At 63.2% G+C, this 21,993-nt stretch carries 20 protein-coding genes and 2 tRNA genes; 5 read left to right on the forward strand and 17 right to left on the reverse strand.

The annotated features are described in order from the left end of the window. Positions 1-42 precede the first annotated feature (42 nt). A complete protein-coding gene (locus LFT43_RS12580) occupies positions 43-558 on the forward strand; it encodes a DUF3515 family protein (RefSeq protein WP_395797241.1) in 516 nt (171 codons plus the stop codon). Positions 559-631: 73 nt separating this feature from the next. Here LFT43_RS12580 and LFT43_RS12585 read toward each other — a convergent pair whose 3' ends face one another. The 6 genes from LFT43_RS12585 to leuC form a co-directional block, all read right to left on the reverse strand. Beyond that, a complete protein-coding gene (locus LFT43_RS12585) occupies positions 632-1,798 on the reverse strand; it encodes a D-alanine--D-alanine ligase family protein (RefSeq protein ID WP_395803059.1) in 1,167 nt (388 codons plus the stop codon). Positions 1,799-1,815: 17 nt separating this feature from the next. Continuing rightward, the gene (locus LFT43_RS12590) at positions 1,816-2,847 is read right to left on the reverse strand and encodes an NAD(P)H-dependent glycerol-3-phosphate dehydrogenase (protein ID WP_395803061.1); all 1,032 of its coding nucleotides are present in this window, start codon (positions 2,845-2,847) and stop codon (positions 1,816-1,818) included. Between the two features lie 17 nt (positions 2,848-2,864). Then, entirely contained in the window at positions 2,865-3,638 is a 774-nt protein-coding gene (locus tag LFT43_RS12595; RefSeq protein ID WP_395797243.1) for a lysophospholipid acyltransferase family protein, read from the reverse strand. Positions 3,639-3,649: 11 nt separating this feature from the next. Next, entirely contained in the window at positions 3,650-4,975 is a 1,326-nt protein-coding gene (murA, locus tag LFT43_RS12600; protein ID WP_268021310.1) for a UDP-N-acetylglucosamine 1-carboxyvinyltransferase, read from the reverse strand. Positions 4,976-5,150: 175 nt separating this feature from the next. After that, a complete protein-coding gene (gene leuD, locus LFT43_RS12605) occupies positions 5,151-5,753 on the reverse strand; it encodes a 3-isopropylmalate dehydratase small subunit (protein ID WP_268021309.1) in 603 nt (200 codons plus the stop codon). Between the two features lie 10 nt (positions 5,754-5,763). Further along, entirely contained in the window at positions 5,764-7,218 is a 1,455-nt protein-coding gene (leuC, locus tag LFT43_RS12610; RefSeq protein ID WP_395797245.1) for a 3-isopropylmalate dehydratase large subunit, read from the reverse strand. A gap of 112 nt (positions 7,219-7,330) precedes the next feature. On the opposite strand from leuC, the gene LFT43_RS12615 reads away from it, so the two are divergent. Further along, positions 7,331-8,050, forward strand: coding sequence for an IclR family transcriptional regulator (locus tag LFT43_RS12615; protein ID WP_028264661.1), 720 nt, complete (start codon positions 7,331-7,333; stop codon positions 8,048-8,050). A 74-nt stretch (positions 8,051-8,124) separates the two neighbouring features. Beyond that, complete coding sequence (locus tag LFT43_RS12620; RefSeq protein ID WP_395797248.1) at positions 8,125-8,691, forward strand: DUF1697 domain-containing protein; 567 nt, start codon at positions 8,125-8,127, stop codon at positions 8,689-8,691. Positions 8,692-8,907: 216 nt separating this feature from the next. Here LFT43_RS12620 and LFT43_RS12625 read toward each other — a convergent pair. Next, positions 8,908-8,980: transfer RNA gene (locus LFT43_RS12625), tRNA-Glu, on the reverse strand. Between the two features lie 141 nt (positions 8,981-9,121). After that, a tRNA-Gln gene (locus LFT43_RS12630) sits at positions 9,122-9,193 on the reverse strand. Positions 9,194-9,526: 333 nt separating this feature from the next. On the opposite strand from LFT43_RS12630, the gene LFT43_RS12635 reads away from it, so the two are divergent. Beyond that, positions 9,527-10,990, forward strand: a complete 1,464-nt coding sequence (locus tag LFT43_RS12635) for a hypothetical protein (protein ID WP_395797250.1) — start codon at positions 9,527-9,529, stop codon at positions 10,988-10,990. A 39-nt stretch (positions 10,991-11,029) separates the two neighbouring features. Here the strand turns inward: LFT43_RS12635 and LFT43_RS12640 are convergent, their stop codons facing one another. The 4 genes from LFT43_RS12640 to LFT43_RS12655 all read right to left on the reverse strand — a co-directional run bounded on the left by LFT43_RS12640 (position 11,030) and on the right by LFT43_RS12655 (position 14,984). Further along, positions 11,030-11,743 carry an HAD family hydrolase gene (locus LFT43_RS12640; protein ID WP_395797252.1) on the reverse strand — a complete coding sequence of 238 codons (714 nt, stop codon included), beginning with the start codon at positions 11,741-11,743 and terminating at the stop codon, positions 11,030-11,032. A 12-nt stretch (positions 11,744-11,755) separates the two neighbouring features. Beyond that, positions 11,756-13,270, reverse strand: a complete 1,515-nt coding sequence (gene gltX / locus LFT43_RS12645) for a glutamate--tRNA ligase (RefSeq protein WP_395797254.1) — start codon at positions 13,268-13,270, stop codon at positions 11,756-11,758. An 82-nt stretch (positions 13,271-13,352) separates the two neighbouring features. Further along, positions 13,353-14,129 carry a fumarylacetoacetate hydrolase family protein gene (locus tag LFT43_RS12650; RefSeq protein WP_395797257.1) on the reverse strand — a complete coding sequence of 259 codons (777 nt, stop codon included), beginning with the start codon at positions 14,127-14,129 and terminating at the stop codon, positions 13,353-13,355. Positions 14,130-14,201: 72 nt separating this feature from the next. Beyond that, positions 14,202-14,984 carry an MBL fold metallo-hydrolase gene (locus LFT43_RS12655; RefSeq protein ID WP_395797259.1) on the reverse strand — a complete coding sequence of 261 codons (783 nt, stop codon included), beginning with the start codon at positions 14,982-14,984 and terminating at the stop codon, positions 14,202-14,204. Positions 14,985-15,315: 331 nt separating this feature from the next. On the opposite strand from LFT43_RS12655, the gene LFT43_RS12660 reads away from it, so the two are divergent. Next, positions 15,316-15,891 carry an SGNH/GDSL hydrolase family protein gene (locus LFT43_RS12660; protein WP_395797261.1) on the forward strand — a complete coding sequence of 192 codons (576 nt, stop codon included), beginning with the start codon at positions 15,316-15,318 and terminating at the stop codon, positions 15,889-15,891. 115 nt (positions 15,892-16,006) lie between these two features. Here LFT43_RS12660 and LFT43_RS12665 read toward each other — a convergent pair whose 3' ends face one another. From LFT43_RS12665 to metG, 5 genes are all read right to left on the reverse strand, one after another. After that, complete coding sequence (locus tag LFT43_RS12665) at positions 16,007-17,119, reverse strand: branched-chain amino acid aminotransferase (protein ID WP_395797263.1); 1,113 nt, start codon at positions 17,117-17,119, stop codon at positions 16,007-16,009. Between the two features lie 114 nt (positions 17,120-17,233). Continuing rightward, a complete protein-coding gene (locus tag LFT43_RS12670; protein ID WP_395797265.1) occupies positions 17,234-18,298 on the reverse strand; it encodes a 3-isopropylmalate dehydrogenase in 1,065 nt (354 codons plus the stop codon). A 160-nt stretch (positions 18,299-18,458) separates the two neighbouring features. After that, the gene (locus LFT43_RS12675) at positions 18,459-19,169 is read right to left on the reverse strand and encodes a class F sortase (RefSeq protein WP_395797267.1); all 711 of its coding nucleotides are present in this window, start codon (positions 19,167-19,169) and stop codon (positions 18,459-18,461) included. A gap of 72 nt (positions 19,170-19,241) precedes the next feature. Continuing rightward, positions 19,242-19,967, reverse strand: coding sequence for a hypothetical protein (locus LFT43_RS12680; protein ID WP_395797269.1), 726 nt, complete (start codon positions 19,965-19,967; stop codon positions 19,242-19,244). A 434-nt stretch (positions 19,968-20,401) separates the two neighbouring features. Continuing rightward, positions 20,402-21,961: a methionine--tRNA ligase gene (metG, locus tag LFT43_RS12685; protein ID WP_395797271.1), complete on the reverse strand. Its 1,560-nt coding sequence runs from the start codon at positions 21,959-21,961 to the stop codon at positions 20,402-20,404. Positions 21,962-21,993 lie beyond the last annotated feature (32 nt).

The following is a 21,993-nucleotide window of genomic DNA, read 5'->3' on the forward strand; positions in this document are numbered from 1 at the left end:
GCTGCTCCCTCCGGGGGGCCGCCGCCGCGATAGGCTTGATCAATGCAACAAACGAAAACCGCTTTGTACGTCCGCGCCCTTTGCTCCCTGACGGCCGCTGCGGTTTCGGTTCTTAGCCTGGCAGCCTGCTCCCCCGTCGTCGATGTCAAGCCTGCCGCTGACGCCGCGAACGCGGCCTGCGCACCCATGATGGTGGCCCTTCCGGACACCATCGGCGATGCCGCCCTGCGGAAGACCAACAGCCAAGCAACGGCCGCATGGGGCGACCCTTCTGTCCTGATCCTGCGTTGCGGCGTCAACGTGCCCGGCCCCACCACGGACCGCTGCGTCACAGTGAACGACGTCGACTGGGTCATCAAGGAAGGCGACCCGGTGTGGACACTGACCACCTACGGGCGCGAGCCCGCCACGGAAATCCTCATGGACCCGAACAAGATCAGCTCTGCCACGGTCCTTGCCGATTTGGCACCTGCCGCAGCGAAGATCAAAGCCGGACGCAAATGCGTTGGCCAGCCTGAGTTGCTGCAGAACCTGCCGACAAGCACCCCTGGGAAGTAGCAGGCCCAACGCTGTGGCCGGTTTTCAGTGCCGGCCGGTTTCAGCGCAAGCCGGTTTTCAGTGCCGGCCGGTTTCAGCGCAAGCCGGTTTTCCGATTGAGCGCCAGGTAGATGAGTTCGTCGATCAACTCGGCATAGCCCAGCCCGGAAGCCGCCCACATCTGCGGATACATGCTCTTGGGCGTGAATCCGGGCATGGTGTTGATCTCGTTGATGATGAGCTCGCCGTCCGGGGTGTAGAAGAAGTCCACGCGGCTGAGGCCTTCAGCACCGACGGCATCGAATGCGGCCGCAGCGAGTTCGCGGACGCGGGCGATGGCCTCGTCTGGAATATCAGCCGGGCAGCTCAAGGCAGCGGCGCCGTCTTCCACATACTTGGCGTTGAAGTCATAGAATTCGTGCTCGCCTGGAGCGACGGCGATCTCTCCCGGCATGGAGGTGCGAGGCGCCGCAGCACCGCGTCCTTCGAGGACGGCGCACTCGATTTCCCGGCCGACAATTCCGGCTTCGATCACCAGTTTGAGGTCGTGGCGACGCGCCTCCCCGATCGCGGCATCCAACCCGTCCATGGAATCGACTTTGGAAATCCCCATCGAGGAACCGGCGCGAGCGGGCTTCACGAAGACCGGAAAGCCAAGGCGGTCGACTCGCTTCCGCACGGCTTCGGCGTCGTTGACCCATTCACGGTCGGTGACGGCGACGTAAGGTCCCACGGTAAGGCCGGCGGCCTCGAAAACGACCTTCATGAAGTGCTTATCCATGCCCACCGCGGAAGCCAGAACTCCGGCTCCAACATACCGGGTGTCCGAAAGCTCCAGGAGTCCCTGGACCGTTCCGTCTTCGCCCCAAGGCCCGTGCAGGAGCGGGAAAACGACGTCCACGGAACCCAGTTCCTCGGGCACGGCGTTCGGGGCCGTGACGATCAGCTGATGTGCTCCGCCTACCTCGGCAAGCGTGACGGTCTTCCCGGACGGTGCCACCTCAGGCAGGGCCGCACCGCTCAATGACCATTTGCTGATGTCAGCGGAAGGGAGCACCCACTGGCCGGACTTGGCGATGCCGATGGGAACGACGTCGTACTTGCTCCTGTCGATGGCGCCCATGACTCCGGCAGCCGTCACGCAGCTGACCGCGTGCTCGCTTGAGCGGCCTCCAAAGAGTACTGCGACGCGCGGCCGACGACGTTCGGAGGGTTTTGCGGAAGCAGCAGTTCCAGAGGAATCAGCAGCTCCGGCAGACAAGGATTCTTCGGTCACAATCAGTAATCGCCTTCGGACTTCAGGGAGCGGGCCAGGAGTCTGGGCCCAAGTTCATCAACGGAGAGTTTGCCTTCCAGGACGGCCACAACGGCGGCCGTGATCGGCATTTCGACACCGAGTTTTCCGGCTAGTTCGTAGACAGCGTACCCGGACTTGATGCCTTCTGCGGTCTGCGTCATGCGCTCTGTAACCTGTTCAAGGGTCAGGCCTTCGCCGAGCAAACGGCCTGCCGTATGGTTGCGGGAGAGCGGCGAGGAGCAGGTCGCCACAAGGTCGCCCAGTCCAGCAAGACCCGCCATGGTGCGTGCCTCGCCACCCAGGGCAAGGGCAAGCCGCGATGTTTCCGCGAGGCCGCGGGTGATCACCGAGGCCTTCGTGTTGTCACCCATCTGCTTGCCTTCGCAGATGCCGACGGCGAGGGCGATGACGTTTTTCACGATTCCGCCGATTTCGACGCCGACGACATCATTGCTGGTGTACGGGCGGAAGTATGGCGCAGTGCAGCAGTGCGCAATTTCGGCAGCGGTCGCCTCGTCGCTGCATGCCACCACGGAAGCCGTCGGTTCTTGCCGCGCGATTTCCATGGCCAGGTTCGGGCCCGAGACGACCGCAACCCGCCCCGGCGGGATGTCGAGTTCCTCGGAAATAACCTGGCTCATACGCGAGTCCGTGCCGAGTTCAAGGCCTTTCATGAGGGAGACGACAATGGCGTCCGGAGCCACGAGTGGCTTCCATTTGCGCAGTTGCAGCCGAAGCGATTGTGCCGGCACAGCGAGGATGACGATCCCGGCACCGGCAAGGACCTCGGATACGTCCGTTGACGCCGTGATGCAATCGGGCAACGCGATGTCCTTCAAATACTGCGCATTGCGGTGCTCCGTGTTGATCTGGGCTACCACTTCGTCCCGCCGGCCCCAAATGCGGATGGTGCGCCCCGTGCCAGTGGCTATTGCCGCATCCGCCAGGACCTTGGCGAACGTGGTGCCCCAGGATCCAGCGCCAAGAACGGCGATTACCGCCGTATTGGACATGGGTACCTCGCCAACGGTCACTTCTGTCCGTCCGCGCCGTTGGTGCCGGTTTCTTCAGTCGCTTGGAACCGACCGTGCTTGGACTGGTTGTGGGCTGCCGGATCCCAGCGTTCCGCAGGGGGTACTTCCCCGCGCAAGGTAGCAAGGAGTTCCGTGATCGCGCCCATGATGATGTCGGTCGCCTCTACCAAGGTGGCGCGATCCAGGGCCCGACCCTGGAAAGCACTGAGGTCCACCGGATCGCCCACCAGGATGCGCGAGGTCTTCCGGGGGAAAACGTAGAGACGCTTGGCATACCGCGGGAAGACTTCATGGGCGCCCCAATGGGCAATGGGAACTACGGGCGCACCCGTCTGGATCGACAGGCGCGCGGCTCCCGTATGGCCCTTCATCGGCCACAAGTCCGGGTCGCGCGTCAGGGTGCCCTCCGGATAGATAATGATGGCACCTCCGGCGTCCACCACCTCCTGGGCGGCTTGCAGCGAGCGGTTCGCTCCCGTCGTCGAGCGTTCCACCGGAATCTGGTTCGTTGCGCGCAGCAGGCTACCCAGGACCGGGGCCCTGAAAAGGCCCGACTTCGCAAGGAAATGCGGTGGACGCTTCATGTTGTAAAGCATGTGCCCCACCACAATGGGGTCGATCTCGGTGCAATGGTTCGGGGCGGCAATGAAGCCACCTGCGGGGAGCTTTTCAGTCCCCTCCCACTTCTTTGCCATGAGGATGTTCATGAGCGGGCGCGCAATTCCCGCGAGAACAGCGAACATGGCACGGCTCTGGGCCGATTCCTTCAAGGTGTCCCCCGTTATTTGGAGTCGGTGAGGTCGAAATCGGCACCCAGGCCGGCGAGCTTTTCAGTGAAGCGCTCGTAGCCACGGTTAATGATGTCGATCCCGGTCACCCTGGACGTGCCGGTTGCGGCAAGCGCCGCAATAAGGTGGCTGAATCCGCCGCGGAGATCGGGGATGTCGATATCGGTGCCCCTGAGCGGGGTCGGTCCCGAGATGACGGCGGAATGCAGGAAATTGCGCTGGCCGAACCGGCACGGCACACTTCCAAGGCATTCACGGTGGACCTGGATGGTGGCACCCATGCGGGTCAGCGCATCGGTAAAGCCAAAGCGGTTTTCGTACACCGTTTCGTGCACGATCGACACGCCTTCAGCCTGGGTCAGGGCGACTACAAGGGGCTGCTGCCAGTCGGTCATGAATCCCGGGTGCACATCTGTTTCAAGGACGAGCGGGCTGAGCTTGCCGCCAGGGTGGTAGAAGCGGATGCCGTCCTCGCGGATATCCATGCCGCCACCTACCTTTCGGTACGTGTTCAGGAAAGTCATCATGTCTCGCTGCGAAGCACCCTCGACGAAGATATCTCCACGGGTCACCAAAGCAGCGGAAGCCCACGACGCCGATTCGTTGCGGTCAGGCAGCGCGCGGTGGTCGTAACCGCCAAGGTCCTTGACGCCTTCGATCCTGATGGTGCGGTCCGTCTGGACGCTGATGATAGCGCCCATCTTTTGAAGGACAGCGATTAGGTCGATGATTTCGGGCTCGGTGGCGGCACCGCTGAGTTCGGTGATGCCCTCGGCGCGGGTGGCGCTCAACAGGACCTGTTCGGTGGCTCCCACCGAAGGGTACGGGAGGGAGATTTTGGCACCGTGGAGTCCCTTGGGAGCCGAAATGTGGATGCCGCCCGGGCGCTTTTCGACGACGGCCCCAAACTGGCGGAGTACGTTGAGGTGGTAATCGATGGGCCTGTCACCGATCTTGCAACCGCCGAGGTCCGGAATGAACGCTTCGCCAATGGCATGGATCAGCGGCCCGCACAGCAGGATCGGGATGCGGGAGTCCCCCGCGTGGGCGTCGATCGCGGTGCTGGACGCCGTCTTGGCGTTCTTGGGATCCAGCGTGAGATCGCCAGTGACGGGGTCTTTCTGAACAGTCACGCCATGGAGCTGCAGCAGGCTGGTGACGACCTCTACGTCCTTGATTTCGGGGACGTTCCGCAGCACCGAGGGTTCGTTGCCGAGGAGCGAAGCCACCATGGCCTTGGGAACAAGGTTCTTGGCACCTCTGACGGTGACGCGGCCGGTCAAGGGGACGCCGCCGCGGATTGTCAGGACACTACTCATCTATACCGGTTTCCTCACGAGTTGATGCCCCCATACTTACGAAGGCTCCAGCTAAGCATAAAAGCTGACGTTACCGATTCGAAATGGAGCACGCCCCGAAGTGCTTCCGTCAACGGAAAAGGACCGGCACGGATCTTCGTCGGATCTTCGTCCTGGCCGGTCCTTTTCCGTTGACCTACTGGATCCGTGCCGGCAGGGTTTTCGGCTTGAAGGAGGGCCTCGTGGCCTCGTAGGCGGTGATGTCTTCCTCGTGCTGGAGTGTCAGTCCAATGTCGTCCAAGCCCTCCAGAAGGCGCCAGCGCGTATAGTCGTCGATCTCGAACGGCGCCACGACGTTGCCGCATTCAACGGTTTTGGACACCAGGTCAACCTTGACTTCGGTTCCCGGAGCGTTTTCAAGCACTTTCCAGATGAGCTCGATATCGTCTTGGGCAAGCTCGGCAGCCAGGAGGCCCTGCTTGCCAGAGTTGCCGCGGAAGATGTCCGCGAAACGGGAAGACAACACGGCTTTGAATCCGTAGTCCTTCAGCGCCCAGACTGCGTGTTCGCGGGACGAACCGGTGCCGAAATCGGGGCCCGCCACCAGGACGGATCCCGCGGTGAAGGGCTCCTGGTTCAGGATGAAGGAGGGGTCCTTGCGCCACGCTGAGAACAGTGCGTCCTCGAAGCCGGTACGGGTAATCCGCTTGAGGTAGACGGCGGGAATGATCTGGTCCGTGTCCACATTGCTCTGGCGCAACGGGACACCGATGCCGGTGTGGGTTGTGAACTTTTCCATGGGGATCCTCCTAGACGGCGTCGGTAATGGTGGATGCGGAGACGGAGGCGGGCTCCAGGTCCGACGGCGAGCTCAGCGTCCCGCGCACGGCCGTGGCAGCGGCCACTACCGGCGAGACCAAATGCGTGCGGCCGCCCTTGCCCTGGCGTCCTTCGAAGTTGCGGTTCGAGGTGGATGCGCAGCGCTCCCCTGGTTCGAGCTGGTCGGGGTTCATGCCCAGGCACATGGAGCAGCCGGCGAATCGCCACTCGGCACCGAATTCCTTGAACACCTGGTCCAGTCCCTCGGCTTCGGCCTCGAGGCGGACGCGTGCCGACCCGGGGACCACTAGCATCCGTACCTTCGGGTCCTTTTCCCGGCCGCGGATAACATCGGCCGCGGCACGCAGGTCCTCGATGCGGGAGTTGGTGCAGGAACCGAGGAACACCGTGTCCACCCGAATGTCCTTCATCGGCGTACCGGCCTCAAGGCCCATGTACTGCAACGCGCGTTCGGCAGCCAGCTTGGCATTTTCGTCGCCGAAGTCCTCAGGGAACGGAACCGCTTCGTTGAGCGAAATACCCTGGGCGGGGTTGGTCCCCCAGGTTACGAACGGCTCCAAGGTATCGGCGTCGAGCTCTACCTCGACATCGAAGGTGGCGTCGTCGTCGGTGTGCAGCGTGTTCCAGTATTCGACGGCGGCATCCCATTCCTCGCCCTGGGGGGCGTGGGGACGGCCGTACATGTAGTCATAGGTGGTCTGGTCCGGAGCCACCAGGCCTGCGCGGGCACCGGCTTCAATCGACATGTTGCAGATGGTCATGCGCGCATCCATGGAGAGCGCGCGAATGGCCGATCCACGGTACTCCAGCACGTAGCCTTGGCCGCCACCCGTGCCGATCTTGGCGATGACCGCAAGGATGATGTCCTTTGCAGACACGCCCGGGCGCAGGGTGCCCTCAACGTTGATCGCCATGGTCTTGAACGGCTTGAGCGACAGCGTCTGGGTGGCCATGACATGCTCCACCTCGGAGGTGCCGATGCCCATGGCCAGCGCACCGAATGCACCGTGCGTGGAAGTGTGGGAGTCGCCACAGACAACCGTCATCCCGGGCTGGGTGAGTCCCAGCTGCGGGCCGACCACGTGCACAATGCCCTGTTCGGCATCGCCAAGCGAGTGCAGCCGGACCCCGAACTCCTGGCAGTTGTTGCGCAAGGTCTGGATCTGCGTACGGCTGGTGAGATCGGCAATCGGCTTGTCGATGTCCAGGGTGGGAGTGTTGTGGTCCTCGGTCGCGATGGTGAGGTCCGGCCGGCGCAGGCGGCGGCCGGTCAACCGGAGACCCTCGAATGCCTGCGGCGAAGTCACTTCGTGCACGAGGTGCAGGTCGATGAACAGAAGATCGGGCTGGGCGTTGGCTCCTTCGCCTTCGCCTTTGCGCACCACGTGCGCCTCCCAAACTTTCTCGGCCAGTGTCTTTCCCACGGCCTGCTCCCTTCACTGCGGTTGGCTTGACTACTTCCACTGAACATCAGCGATTCAAACTGCGCCAGCGAAACAACTTGCATCTCAGATATTGAGACGGCAATATCATTACATGGACAATTCTAGTGGAGTCGGCGTCATCGATAAAGCGGCCCAGGTGCTCGACGCACTTGAGGCGGGACCAACCACCCTCGCTCAACTTGTGGCCGCAACCGGACTGGCCCGTCCCACTGTGCACCGGCTGGCACTGGCCCTGGTCCACCACCGCCTCGTGAGCCGTGACATCCAAGGCCGCTTTGTCTTGGGCAGCCGCCTCGTTGAGCTCGCCTCGGCGGCCGGCGAAGACAGGCTCATCGCCTCGGCCGGCCCTGTCCTCATCCAGCTCCGGGACGCCACCGGAGAAAGCGCTCAGATCTTCCGCCGGCAGGGCGACTGGCGCGTGTGCGTCGCTTCGGCCGAACGCCCGATCGGCCTGCGCGACACCATTCCCGTCGGTACCCAGCTGTCCATGAAGGCCGGCTCCGCCGCGCAAATCCTGCTGGCATGGGAGGACCACGACCGCCTTCTGGACGGACTTCAGAATGCCCGGTTCACGCCGACGGTCCTGGCGGGAGTACGACGTCGGGGCTGGGCTCAGAGCCTGGGCGAACGCGAGCCTGGTGTCGCCTCAGTCTCCGCACCTGTGCGCGGCCCTTCCGGCCGGGTCATCGCTGCGGTGTCCATCTCGGGCCCCATCGAGCGCCTGACGCGCCAACCCGGGCGGCTCCACGCCGAGGTTGTCTGCAATGCCGCCCGGGTGCTGACGGAGGCCCTGCGCAAGAACAACGACTGATCCGCTCTCCTCGACCCCCTCTCGGCACAGATGGGCTGCGCCCGTCACAGGGTGGGCGCATGTAGGGTGGGCGCATGAACAGCTTTGCGGTGTTCCTGCGTGGGATCAACGTTGGCGGGATCAACATCAAAATGGCCGACCTCAAAGCGGCTCTCAAGGCATATCCCTTCACCGGGGTCAAGACTCTGCTGGCCAGCGGCAACGTGGTCCTTCAGAGCGATCTGGACGCGGCCGAAGTCAAAGAGCAGTGTGAGAAATGCCTGAGGGACGCATTCGGTTATGACGCCTGGGTAGTGGTCCTGACCGCGGAACGGGTTGCCGAACTGGTGGACGCCTGCCCCTATCCCGCCGATGACAAGACGACGCACAGCTACATCACCCTAGCCTCGGACAGGGCCATGCTGGACGAACTGTTCGACGCCGGCACGGCCCTCGGCACGCCGGGACAAGGCGGCGTGGAACAAGTCCGCTTAGGCCCCGAGGCTTCGGCCTGGCTCGCCCCGGCAGGAGGCACGTTGGACAGCCCCTTCAGCAAGCTCTCTTCAAAGGCCCGCTACAAGGCAAGCACCACAACCCGGAACTTGCGCACGCTCATCAAGGTCAGAGACGCAGCGGGAGCCCTCGAAAGGGACAGCGCTTAGGGGCTGAGGACGTGTGAATGCGCCGGCGGCGGCACCCGTACAGTCCTCCCCTCCTTTGAGGTGGGAAAGCGTTTGCGACACGGCGAGTCGAGCCATTTGGGGGCTTTCGGGCGGCAAACAAGGGGAGGAAGGTACGGCGTCCGGCACCCCGTTTTGTCGGCACCGTGGACAAAGAAAAATCCCCCGGAACATGTTGGTTCCGGGGGATTCATATTGTGACCCCAGCGGGATTCGAACCCGCGTTACCGCCGTGAGAGGGCAGCGTACTAGGCCGCTATACGATGGGGCCTTGCACTTTGAATTACTGCGTTTTGAATACCGCTTCCGGCATTCAAGCTGAATGAGTATTTCATACATTCAACGTTGTTTCAAATCGGCGAACCGCTTCAAAACTTCCAAATTACCACGCAAATACATGGACTATTCAGAGCTGGGATACCAGGACTCGAACCTAGAATGACGGTACCAGAAACCGTAGTGTTGCCAATTACACCATATCCCATTGGTGCTTTTAGGCCGGATTCGATGGTGTAAACCTTCGCTCCGTGCCCCTCAGCACGAGTAATTACTTTACCCGAGACTCTCGATGCGCACAAATCGAGCGCACGGTCACACGACCGGCACCGCCCTACGCTCAACGATCCGCCAATGAGAACAAAAAACCCTTGCAATACCCCGGACCTTAAGTTTACTCTCGGTAAGTTACCACTCGGTAACCCACGCCAAACACTTGTTTCGTGGCACAGCCACAGGTCACGTCTCCTGTTAGCTGCGTCACATGGGGGGATCCCCGGCTGCAGCGTCGCCGTCGGGAAGTCATCGAGAGGAATTGCCCATGACACGGAACCCTGCCATTGCCACCAGAACACGTAGCCGGACCCAGATGATCGCCATCGGTGTGCTCGCCCTCCTACTGATCGCTCTCCTCGGGTTCTACACATTGGTCATTGGGAAGATCGCTGCAGGATCCGAGCAGCTCAAGGACGGCGCCGGGCAGGCATCAGCCGGCGCCGGACAGCTGAAGGACGGTGCGGCAAGGCTTGCGGGAGGAGCCGCGGAAGCCGGGACTGGCGCAGCCAAACTGGCCGATGGCGCGTCGAAGGTCCAAACCGGAATCCAGGGCAAACTGGCCCCGGGAGCCCAGCAGTTAAAGGATGGCGCCGACAAACTGGCTACAGGTGCAGTGAAGATCCAGAACGACGTCAACGCCAAGCTTGCGCCGGGAGTCTACAAAGTGGACGACGGCGCACAGAAGCTCGCAGCCGGGGCTGTGCAACTGTCCGGGGCCTTGACCCCGACACCGGCCGGCAACGCCGAAAACAATCTCGCCGACGGCGCCACTCAGCTCAACAATGGCGCGGTCCAGCTCAACAACGGCGCCGCACAGCTCGACGCCGGCGCTGCCCGACTCGACGCGGGTACCGCCAGGCTGGCGGCTGGCACCGATCAGCTCAAGGGCTACCCTGGTGCCGGAAACGATCCCACCAAGGGAACGGGAACCGCAGCATTGGCCCAGGGACTGCAGCAGCTCGCCGATGCCGCCAACGGAGTCCAAGGCGTGGTGCCCCTCGCGGTGCTGAAGGCCCAGATCAATGCCCTGAACGATGGCGCACATCGCCTTGACGCCGGAGCCACGCAATTGCAGGCGGGGGCTGGCCAGCTCCAAGCCGGGGCGGGGCAACTGCACGATGGCACCGGAAGGCTTGCCGACGGCACCGGAAAACTGGCGGCGGGAACCGGAAAGCTGACCGCCGGGTTCGCGACGCTCGCCCAGAAGCTCAACAGCCAGGACCCGGCCTCTCCGGGCGTGGTGCTTGGAACCCAAATGCTTGCCGATGGAACGGCGAAGATCCGCGTGGGCATGGATGGCGTTCCGGGTGACCCGGAGCATCCGGGGCTCCTCAAGGCCACGGCCAGCATGACGGACGGAACGTCACGATTGGCGTCGGGCACGGAATCGCTGATGGCGGGAATCAAGGGCAGCTCCGCCGATCCCTCCTCCCCCGGTCTTCTGGACGGCTCCACCGCATTGGCCACGGGCGCCTCAAAGTTGTCCGAAGGAAACGCCAAACTGGCCGCGGGCTCGGCCCAGTTGTCCACCGGTGCCGACAAACTCGCGGACGGGAATGCGCGGATCGCGGCGGGCACGGCAGAACTCCATCAGGGAGCGGCGGCTGTATCGCCGTCGAGCATGGCCGAAAAGTCAGATACCGGCACGGCGCTTGGACTTGTGGGCGTCCTGGGTGCCGGCTCCGTGGGCGCGTTTGTCTTCCTTCGGAAGTTCCGGCTCGGCGCGTAGTCGCCGAAGCCATGCCACCGTTCAGGCGAACGGCAAGGTTCAGGCGAGCAGCCGCGACAAGGAGTCTATTTCGTGGCCGGAATAGTCGGACGCGGCCTCACCTGTGCGGTTCAGCCAGATGCCTTGCAATCCGGCCGTGGTGGCACCGTCGGCGTCGAGCAACCGGTTGTCTCCGACGAAGAGCGTCTCGGCCGGAATCGTGCCCAGGCGGCGGACCCCCTCGAGGTATATGGCGGGGTCCGGCTTGGGCACACCAACGGTGTCCGTTCCCACAAGGACTGTGATCCGTGCGAGTCCTGCGCTGTCGAGTTTGACCCGCTGGTAATCGTGGACGTTATTGCTCACGGCGCCATAGGGAATGCCGGCGGCATCCAAGGCGTCAAGGACGGGAACTACGTCGCTGAAGGCCCTCACATAGCTGGGCTGCAGGCGGGAGTAGTCCCTGAGCCATGTGTGCGAGTCCTCGCCGCCAAGCTCGACGCCGAAATGCCCTAGCGCGGCACGGCCACGCAGGAGTCGCTGCTCGTTGAACGTCAACTCGCCTGCGAGATAGCGGTCATAGAAATGCGTCGTTTCGTGAGTGAATATCCGTCCGAATTTCTCCCACCCGGCCTGGTCCAGGCCGGGCAGGAGATGTTCGCTGACGTCACGCAGCGCCGTGGTCATGGCGTATTCGAGATCCACCAGAGTGTCGTCAATATCGAAGAGGACACCCCGGACGGTGCCAAAGGATTCCTGAAGTGCACTGATCACGGCGAGCCCGGACTAGCCGCGGAACGCGCGCAAGCGGGTGAGCGAGGAATCCTTGCCCAGGATGACCATGGATTCAAAAAGCGGCGGCGAGATGCGGCGGCCGGAGATGGCCGTGCGCACCGGGCCGAACGCAAGGCGCGGCTTGATGCCGAGGTCTTCCACCAGGGCCTGCTTGAGCGCCGTCTGGATGCTTTCTGCGGTCCAGTCCTCGACAGGTTCGAGGGCATCCAACGCGGCGTCCAATACCTCGGTCAGGTTCTCGGGAAGACCCTTGCGGGCGTCGTCCGCGACGTCGATCTGGCCGTCCTGCTTGAAAAGGAAGGCGAGCATATCGGGTGCCTCGCCCAGAAGGGTGATCCGTTCCTGGACCAGCGGCGCGGCCTCCTCGAGGATCTCTTCCTGGCGGGGGGTCAGGATCTCCCCCACGAAACCGGCAGCACGCAGATAGGGAACGAGCCGCTCACGGAAGTCATCAGGGGTGAGCATACGCACATGCGTGCCGTTGATCGCTTCGGCCTTTTTGATGTCGAAGCGCGCCGGGTTGCCCAGGACATCGTGGATGTCGAAGTTGGCCACGAGCTGCTCCACTGTGAAGATGTCCTCGTCGGCGCTCAGGGACCAGCCCAGGAGCGAGAGGTAGTTGAGCAATCCCTCGCGGATGAAGCCACGCTCGCGGTGCAGGAACAGGCTCGATTCCGGATCGCGCTTGGAAAGCTTCTTATTGCCCTGGCCCATGACGTAGGGAAGGTGGCCAAACTCCGGCATGTACTCGGCGACGCCGATGGCGTACAGCGCACGGTAGAGGGCGATCTGGCGCGGAGTCGAGCTAAGCAGGTCCTCGCCGCGCAGGACGTGCGTGATGCCCATGAGGGCGTCGTCGACCGGGTTCACCAGAGTGTACAGCGGTGCGCCATTGGCCCGCACCACGGCAAAGTCGGGCACTGAGCCTGCCTTGAACGTGATCTCCCCGCGCACGAGGTCATTGAAGGTCAGGTCTTCGTCCGGCATGCGCAAGCGCAGCACGGCCTGGCGGCCCTCGGCCTTGTACTGGGCGAGCTGCTCTTCCGTGACGTGGCGGTCGAAGCCGTCGTAGCCGAGTTTGGGATCCCGGCCGGCAGCGCGGTGCCGGGCTTCGATTTCGTCAGGAGTGGAGTACGACTCATAGATGTGACCGCCGGCCTTGAGCTTGGCGATCACGTCCTGGTAGATCTCGCTGCGCTGCGACTGGCGGTACGGTTCATGCGGTCCGCCGACCTCGACGCCCTCGTCCCAGTCGATGCCGAGCCACTTCAGCGCATCAAGCAGCTGATGGTAGCTTTCCTCGCTGTCGCGGGCCGAGTCTGTGTCCTCGATACGGAAAATCAGCTTGCCACCGGTGTGCCGGGCGTAGGCCCAGTTGAAGAGTGCCGTACGGATCAATCCGACGTGCGGAGTTCCCGTGGGCGAGGGGCAGAACCGGACGCGGACCGGGGTTTCGGCGTTCACGGCAGGGATGGCGGCAGAGTTCGACGCAGCAACAGTAGTCATAATGGTTACAACTTTACCGCCAGCCGCTTGGCGGAATCCCCACTGTCACCAGGCGTCAGGCAGCGGGCGGACCGTCACGCCTTCAGCGGCGGACTACCGGATTGGACAAGCGGCCGATGCCTTCGATCTCGATCTCGTAGCGATCGCCCTCCTGGACCAGGCCGACGCCGGCCGGAGTACCTGTCATGATGACGTCGCCGGGCAGCAAAGTGAATGCCTGCGAAACGATCGACACCAGCTCCCGCACGCTGCGGATCATCTGGTTGGTGCTGCCGTCCTGGCGAAGTTCGCCATTGAGCCAACCCTTGATGGCCAGATCCTCGGGGTCGAGCTCGGTCTCGATCCACGGGCCAAGGGGCGCGGAGGTGTCGAAGCCCTTGGCACGTGCCCACTGCAGATCCGTTTTCTGGACGTCGCGGGCCGTGAGGTCGTTGCCGCAGGTGTACCCGAAAATGACATCGTCCACGCGGTCTTCGGGCACGTCCTTGCAAATGCGGCCGATGACGACGCAGAGTTCCGCTTCGAAGGAAACTTCCTCTGAGAACTCAGGCAACACAATGGGGTCGTTGGGGCCAACGACGGCCGTGTTCGGCTTCAGGAAGAGCAGGGGATGCTGCGGAACTTCATTGCCCAGTTCCCGGGCGTGATCAGCAAAGTTCCGGCCGACGCCGATCACCTTGCTGCGCGGAATGATGGGTGCCAGCAGGCGCACGTCTTCGAGCTTGTGACGGACCGAGGTCCGCTCAACGCCGTTGAAGAAGGGATCGCCGTGAATGACAGTGATGACCTCACTGCCGGGCTCACCTTCGACGACGCCGTAGACGGGATCAGAATCAACAACAAACCGAGCGATACGCATGGTTTCTAGCGTACCGTCCGCACGCGGTCGGTTAGCGCGGCGGGTACGCGCGCCAGCTGCGGACAGCGTCCGCTAGCTGCGCAGATAGTCCAATTGCGCGGCAACCGAGGTTTCCGCAGCCCAGCGCACGGAAGGATCGACGTCGGGATACACCGCATCGGTGACAGCCTGGACCTGGGCCTCCGCCCCGAGTCGTGCGAGGGCCTCACGGATCTGATCCAGGCGCATCTCCCTGTGGGCCCGATACTCCCGGCACACCGCGTCCACCGCCGGCAGGACGGGCCCGTGCGCGGGCAACAGAGTTGCCGGACCAAGCCCTTCAAGTGTGTCGAGGCTCGCGAAGTAGTCCCCTAGCCTGCCGTCGGGATAGTCCAGGACTGTCGTTCCTCGTCCCAGGATGGTGTCACCAGTGAGCACAGAGCCATCAGTCCCGTCGTCGGGAAGATGGAAGGACACTGAATCAGAAGTGTGGCCCGGCGTGGCAAGGACGTGGATCTCTACCCCTGCTGCCTTGATGACCTCGTCACCGCGGAGCGGCTCGCCACCGTGGCAGTGCGCCGGGTCCGCCGCACGGACGGGTGCGCCGGTGAGTTCGTGGAAGCGCGCGGACGCCTCGGTATGGTCCTTGTGGCGGTGGGTGATAAGAACGAGCTCAACCGTTCCGCTGGCGGCCAGGGCCGCGAGATGCGTTTCGTCGAGCGGCCCGGGATCGACGACGACCACTCCGCTAGAGTCCGGGGCGGCAATGACGTAGGAGTTGGTCCCATCGAGGCTCATCGGCCCCGGATTGGGGGCCAACCGTGAGCGGGTGAGGAAACTGCTGTCCTGGAAAGAGGCGTCTTTGACCGGATTCACGATTCCATCTTGGCACATGTCACATGGCTGGCTGCCGGAGTTAGAGCAGTTGCACAGGGAGCAAAGCCGGCACACGACGTAGCATGGTGCCAAGGCATCGGCACAGCCCAGTCGATCAACGGATCGCCGGCAGGGCTGATTTACAGCGCGGATTGCCTTGAATGGAAGCAGAGGAGTGGTCGAATTGTTGCGGACTCAAATCCCTCGAAGAGGACTTCTCTGGACCACGACGGCGATCGCAACCGTTTGCCTTTCCGTTCTTGCGACCCTTAATGCTTGTTCGTCCGACTCGGGACCCCGCGCCGCCGCGTCCGCAAAACAGCCAACAGTCGTGATCATCGGAGATTCCCTCAGTACAGGACACGGCACCTCACCTGCTGACGCGTGGCCAAACCTCGTGGAGAACGATCCCGCTTTTCAACAGTTTCAGGCAACCATCGTCAATGCGGCACAGGATGGAAGCGGTTATGTCAGCGTCGGCGACGACGGATCGACCTTCGGTTCCCAAGTGGACGGGGCAGTAACGGACTCCACGCGTTTGGTGGTGTTCTTTGGCTCCGAAAATGACATGGGTGCTGCCCCAGGGGAGACCGAAGTTGCAGCGGCTCGGGCCTTTGCGTCGGTCAAGGTCCGGGCTCCCCATGCCGACATCCTGGTGATTGGTCCACCGTCGTATACGAGTACGCCGGAATCGGAAAGACTCGAGATCCGGGACCAGGATAAAGCCGCCGCCCAGCACGCAGGCGCCAACTTCGTGGATCCGATTGACCTCGGCTGGATCATGGACGATGCCGAGAACCTCATCGGGCCCGACGGCGACCACCCCTCCGCGGCCGGCCAGCAGTACCTGCAGGCCAAGATGGAAGCACTCATCGAACCACTGATTCAAAGGCCCCAGCCCCAATAATCCCAGCCCCGGTAACCCGTGGCTTCCGGCCAGCCGACTCCCCGATGAAACGCCGACGGCGGCTTGCCCACCGAAGTGGGAGGCCGCCGTCGGGCATTGCAGAAGCCGCTATGCCTTACGCGAGGCGGGTCAGCCAGCCGTGCCTGTCCTCAACCGTTCCGGTCTGGATGCCGAGCAGCTGCTGGCGGATCGCCATGGTGGTTTCGCCTGGCTTGGCGTCCTCGGAGCCGATGAACTCGGTCTTGTCCTTGAGCACGCCGATGGGCGTGATGACGGCCGCGGTTCCGCAAGCGAAGACCTCGGCGATCTCTCCTGTTGCCACGCCGTCCCGCCACTCGGCGAGGGTGATCTTGCGCTCGGAAACCTCGCGGCCCATGTCCTTGGCCACCTGGATGACGGAGGACCGGGTCACGCCTTCAAGGATGGTTCCTGTGAGCGCCGGGGTGACCAGCGAGCCGTCCTTCATGACGAAGAAGACGTTCATGCCGCCGAGTTCCTCGATGGCGTCGTCATTGAAGTGGTCCAGGAAGAGGACCTGCTTGCAGCCGTTCTCCTCGGCCTCCATCTGAGCGATCAGGGAAGCAGCGTAGTTTCCGCCACACTTGGCAGCACCGGTGCCTCCGCGGCCGGCGCGGGCGTATTCACGGGAGATCCAGATGGACACCGGCTTGAGCTCGCCGCCGAAGTAGTTGCCGGCCGGAGACGCGATGACCCGGAACGAGACCTCGCGGGCGGCGCGGACACCCAGGAACGCCTCCGTGGCGATCATGAACGGGCGCAGGTAAAGGGCTTCGCCGTCGCCAGACGGGACCCATTCCTTGTCCGCCTGCACAAGTTCGCGGATGGCGCCGAGGAAATACTCCTCAGGCAGTTCCGGGAGGGCCAAGCGGCGGGCCGACTTGTTCAGCCGAGCGGCGTTGGCCTCGGGACGGAAAGTCCAAATGGAGCCGTCGGCGTGGCGGTAGGCCTTGAGGCCTTCGAAGATCTCCTGGCCGTAGTGCAGCACTGCCGCCGAAGGATCCAGGGAAATCGGCCCGTAGGCCTCGACGCGGGCACTGTGCCAGCCGCCCTTGCCCTCGGTGTCAACGCTGTAGTCGACAATGACGGTGTTGTCGGTGAAGTAGTCGCCAAATCCCGGGTTTGCCAGGATCGCTGCACGCTCCTCAGCAGACTTCGGGGTCTCCGAGAGCTGCTGACTGAATTCGACGCCGTGGGCAGTCTGAGTCATGTTTCCTCCAGTCGGCCACCTGGCAGAGCGAACCATCTCTTGGAGATATGGTTCAGCGACGGACCACGGCAGCAGGTAAATAATTCAAGTAAAGCTTACGCCCGAGTACAGGCCCTAAAGTGCGGCCGCGATAGCGTCGCCGATGGCCGCGGTGCTGCGGGTTTCGCCGCGACGGCTTTCGATGTCAGCCACGACGGCGGCTTCGATCCTGCGGGCGGCTGTGGTGTAGCCGAGGTGGTCAAGCAACAGGGCCGCGGACAGGATGGCGGCGGTCGGATCCGCTTTCTGCTGGCCGGCAATATCCGGGGCGGATCCGTGGACAGGTTCGAACATGGAGGGCGCGGTGCGGTCCATGTTGATGTTGCCCGAGGCCGCCAGGCCGATCCCGCCGGTAATGGCCGCGGCAAGGTCCGTGATGATGTCCCCGAAGAGGTTGTCGGTGACAATGACATCGAATCGGGAGGGGTCGGTCACCATGAAGATCGTGGCGGCGTCGATGTGCAGATAGTCGTGGGTGACCTCGGGGAATTCCTTGGCCACGGCCTCCACAGTGCGCTTCCACAAGTGGCCTGCGAAGACCAGGACGTTGTGCTTGTGGACGAGGGTGACGTGCTTGCGGGGCCGCTCGCTGGCGCGGCGGAACGCGTCACGGACAACACGCTCGACGCCGTGCGCCGTGTTCAGTGACACCTCGGTGGCGACCTCGTGGGGGGTACCTCCGCGCAGCGTGCCGCCGTTGCCGACGTACGGACCCTCGGTGCCTTCGCGGACCACGATGAAATCGATATTGCCGGGGTTGGCCAAAGGGCTGCCCACCGTGCCGTAAAGCCGTGACGGGCGCAGGTTCACAAAGTGATCCAGGCTGAAACGGAGCTTGAGCAGCATCTCGCGTTCAATGATGCCGGAAGGAATGCGGGTATCCCCCGGGGCTGCACCGACGGCACCGAACAGGATGGCATCGCGGGTGCGCAGATCAGCTAGGACCTCATCGGGGAGGGTCTCACCGGTTTCGAGCCAGTGCTGGGCTCCGAGTTTGTATTCGGTCTGCTCGAGGGTGACGCCTTCTTCGGCAACGACCTTTTCCAGGACCTTGAGGGCTTCGGCAATGACTTCGGGGCCAATGCCGTCGCCGGGAATGACAGCCAGATTGATCGTTGCGGTGGGGTGCTTTGCGCTCATGATTTCAGACTGCCAAGGTATCCACATGCTGGTCAAAATCGTCTCAGCATTCGAACTCTCGGGATCGTCTCCGGCCGCGGCATCCTGATGCGCTTCGACCCCATCTGCCTCGTCGCAAGCCGGGCAAATCGCGACCATGGGGAGCGTCCTTCGCGAGCAGCTACCGGCCGGGAACGGGTGAAGCGACCACTGCGACATTCTTGCCCCAGAGATCCTGCGTGTAGCAGCTGATCAAGACCAGGCGGTTGGGCACCGCCGCCCAGATGGGACTGTCCTTCAAAGTCGATTTTGTGTACGTCGTGACGGACTCGACTTTGTATGTCATCGCTCCCGTTGCCGTAACGACTTGAAGCTCATCCCCCGGGGCTGCTGCGTAGCTGAGGTGGTTGAACGGCGCGTCGAGGCCTTCCCAACTGTGCCCGATCACGTACGTGGTATTCGTCGATCCCGCCCCCGGGGTTCCGAACGGACTGAGCCAATATCCATCCATCGTCTCCGGCGGCTCAATGCTGTGCCCGCCAGTCTCGGCGGGGTCCGGTCGCAGCGGGTGAACGACCACATTCAGGCCAGCCGCCGGGTAGTTAATCTGCAATGGAGCCGACGCCGCAGGTAGCGGCAATCCCGCCCTAGAGGCAGGTGCGCCCACCACCGCGTGGTTCGCCGCGGGCTTGTTCGCAGGAGCCGACGACGAAAGCAGCCGCGTCCCTGCGTCCAAAGCGGCCGGATTCCCCGGGCCGGATACACCGTAGACCAGCCAGGACGCAAGCAGCCCACCGACGCACATCGCCAACAGGAGAAGATCCCTGGAACTGATCAGCGGGCCACGGATGCCGGCTTTGCGAGGCTGCCGCGCGTAGCGGTGACGTGCCATGATCACTCCCGGAGACGGTTCAACAGGTGGATGGGTGCCGCACATCGTATTGCGGCACCCACCGGGGTTTGCCTAGCGGCCGGCCTTCCGGGCCCGCACACCGCTCCTCAGGACTACAAATGCGGCCACTGCACCGAAGAGACTAGTCAGTCCGGCTAGCCAACCGGGGATACCGGTGTCCGTCTTCCCACCAACGGCCGTCTGGACGTTGTAGCCCACATTCGTTATCGCGGCGTCCGGCGCGGCTGCGGCACCGGCCGCGGCCGGATTGACGGCTGCAGGAACGGGCGCTGCCGGCGCGGCGACGGGTGGAACCACAGGTGGAACGACACGCGTGACGACCGGCGGCGCCACTGGAGCCACTGGAGCCACTTGCTCCACAGGACCTACGGGGTCCACCGGACTCACCGGCGGGCTGGTCACCGGCGGGCTGACCACCGGATCCACCGGCGGACTGGTCACCGGATCCACCGGCGGGCTGGTCACCGGCGGGCTGACCACCGGATCCACCGGCGGGCTGACCACCCGGCAGCCGGCGTTAAGGATGGCGATGTTTTCCGGCGTGAGGTTTTGCCCGTTGGGCATAAAGGGGCCTGCGTTTGCAGGAACGATATCGTTGGTGTCGGCGACATGTCCGGACAACGCCCCCAAGCCGACTGTCACTGCTACATATGGGTTCGACGCCGAATGCGTGGCATGGCAGATGGTGATCTTGTCCGAGGGTGCAGCGTTCGCCGACACCGTGGCACCCAGCAATCCCAGGCCCACGACCCCCAGGGTCGCAATAGTTCGTTTCATTTCGGTCCCTCCAACCAGATCAGGTTCGAGCTGACCAGACTTTGCGGAGTAACCGTCTTCGAGACTCAGGAAAGACAAGTAAGTGAGACCTCAACCAGCGAGATGAATCTTGACCGTTACTCCCCAGAAAGTGTCATCAGTTCGCTTGCTTTTCAGGCTAAGTTTCCTTCTCCTGATTAACGCGAGTGGCGGGTACGCGTTTACATGCAGGGGCCAGTGCGCCGTGTCCCGGTCGCTACCTGCTCCGGGTGAGGCCCCACTCGCCGGCGCGATGGCACCACTTGGAATTCCAGCGACGCGCCGGATCCGCCTCCGGTCACCGATCGGTCATGGGACGCGAAAAGGAACACCCCCTCACCCGGTGGGGTAAGGGGGTGTCACGCCGCAAAAATGAGCGGGCGTTCCGGGAAAGGGCCGTATAGGTGAGCGTGCGTCTAAGGCTCGGCGGGCTCCTCGTAGCGGGGGAAGACCGGGGCCGGCGCCGGGAGCTGGGTGCCGGGGATGATCGGAGTGGCGATGGCAGCGAATTGGCGGGCCTCGACTTCGGGCTGTCCCAGCACCTCAAGCAGCTTGGCTGCCGACGTCGGCATGATCGGTTGGGCTAGGATCGCTACGATGCGGACAACTTCCAACGTGACATAGAGGACCGTGTTCATGCGCTCGACGTCGGTCTTGCGCAGCACCCACGGGGCCTGCTCGGCGAAGTAGGCGTTCGTGTCACCGAGCACGGCCCAGATTGCCTCGAGGGCGCGGCTGAATTCCTGCTTCTCGAAGGCAGAGCGGGCCACGTCCAACAGTCCGCCGGCCTGGGTCAGCAGGGCGGAATCCTCGGCCGACAAATCGCCGGGAACTGGAACCTTGCCTTCGCAGTTCTTGGCCACCATGGACAGCGAACGCTGAGCCAGGTTGCCGAAGTTGTTGGCAAGGTCGGCGTTCATGCGGCCCACGATTGCCTCGTGGTTGTAGCTGCCGTCGGCGCCGAAGGGCACTTCGCGTAGGAAAAAGAAGCGCACCTGGTCCAGGCCGTACTGCTCCACGAAATCCTTCGGAGCCACCACGTTGCCGAGGGACTTGGACATCTTGACGCCATTGTTGGTCAGGAAACCATGGATCATGACCCTCTTGGGCAGTTCCAGGCCGGCGCTCATCAGGAACGCGGGCCAGAAGATCGCATGGAACCGGGAAATGTCCTTGCCAATGACGTGGACGTCCGCGGGCCAGAACTTACGGAACGCCTCCGATTCGGCATCCGGATAGCCGACCCCGGTCAGGTAGTTCGTCAGGGCATCGACCCACACGTACATCACGTGCTTGTCGTTCCCCGGTACCGGGACACCCCAGTCGAAAGTCGTCCGGCTGATGGACAAGTCCTGGAGACCCTGCTTGACGAAGCTGATGACTTCGTTGAAGCGGTACTGCGGGGCGCCGAATTCCGGCTGCTCCTCGTACAGAGCCAGCAGCCTATCCTGGTAGGCGGACAACCGGAAGAAGTAGCTCTCCTCCGCGGTCCACGTCACTTCGGTGTCGGTACCGCGCGAGTAACGGACGCCGTCGTCCTTCAGGACGGTCTCGTCCTCGGTGTAATAGGCTTCGTCGCGGACCGAATACCAGCCCTCGTACTTGGACAGGTAGATGTCCCCCTTGGCTTCCATCTTCTTCCAGATGGCCTGGGAGGCAGCGTAGTGATCTTCATCCGTGGTGCGGATGAAGCGATCGTACGAGATGCCCAAGGCAGCATGGGCGGCCTTGTAGATTTCGGCATTCCGGTCCACGAGTTCCTTGGGGGTGATGCCTTCTTTTTCCGCCGCCTGGGCAATCTTCATGCCGTGCTCGTCCGTACCGGTCAGGAACATCACGTCGTAGCCGTCGAGGCGCTTGAACCGGGCCATCGCGTCGGTGGCAATGTACTCATAGGCATGGCCGATGTGCGGCACGCCGTTCGGGTACGTAATGGCAGTGGTGATGTAGAACGGGGGTTTTTCTGGAGACGTCACTCTACGAAGTTACCTTCTCTTGGAGATGGAAA

Source organism: Arthrobacter sp. FW306-04-A, assembly GCF_044358315.1.
Lineage (GTDB): Bacteria > Actinomycetota > Actinomycetes > Actinomycetales > Micrococcaceae > Arthrobacter.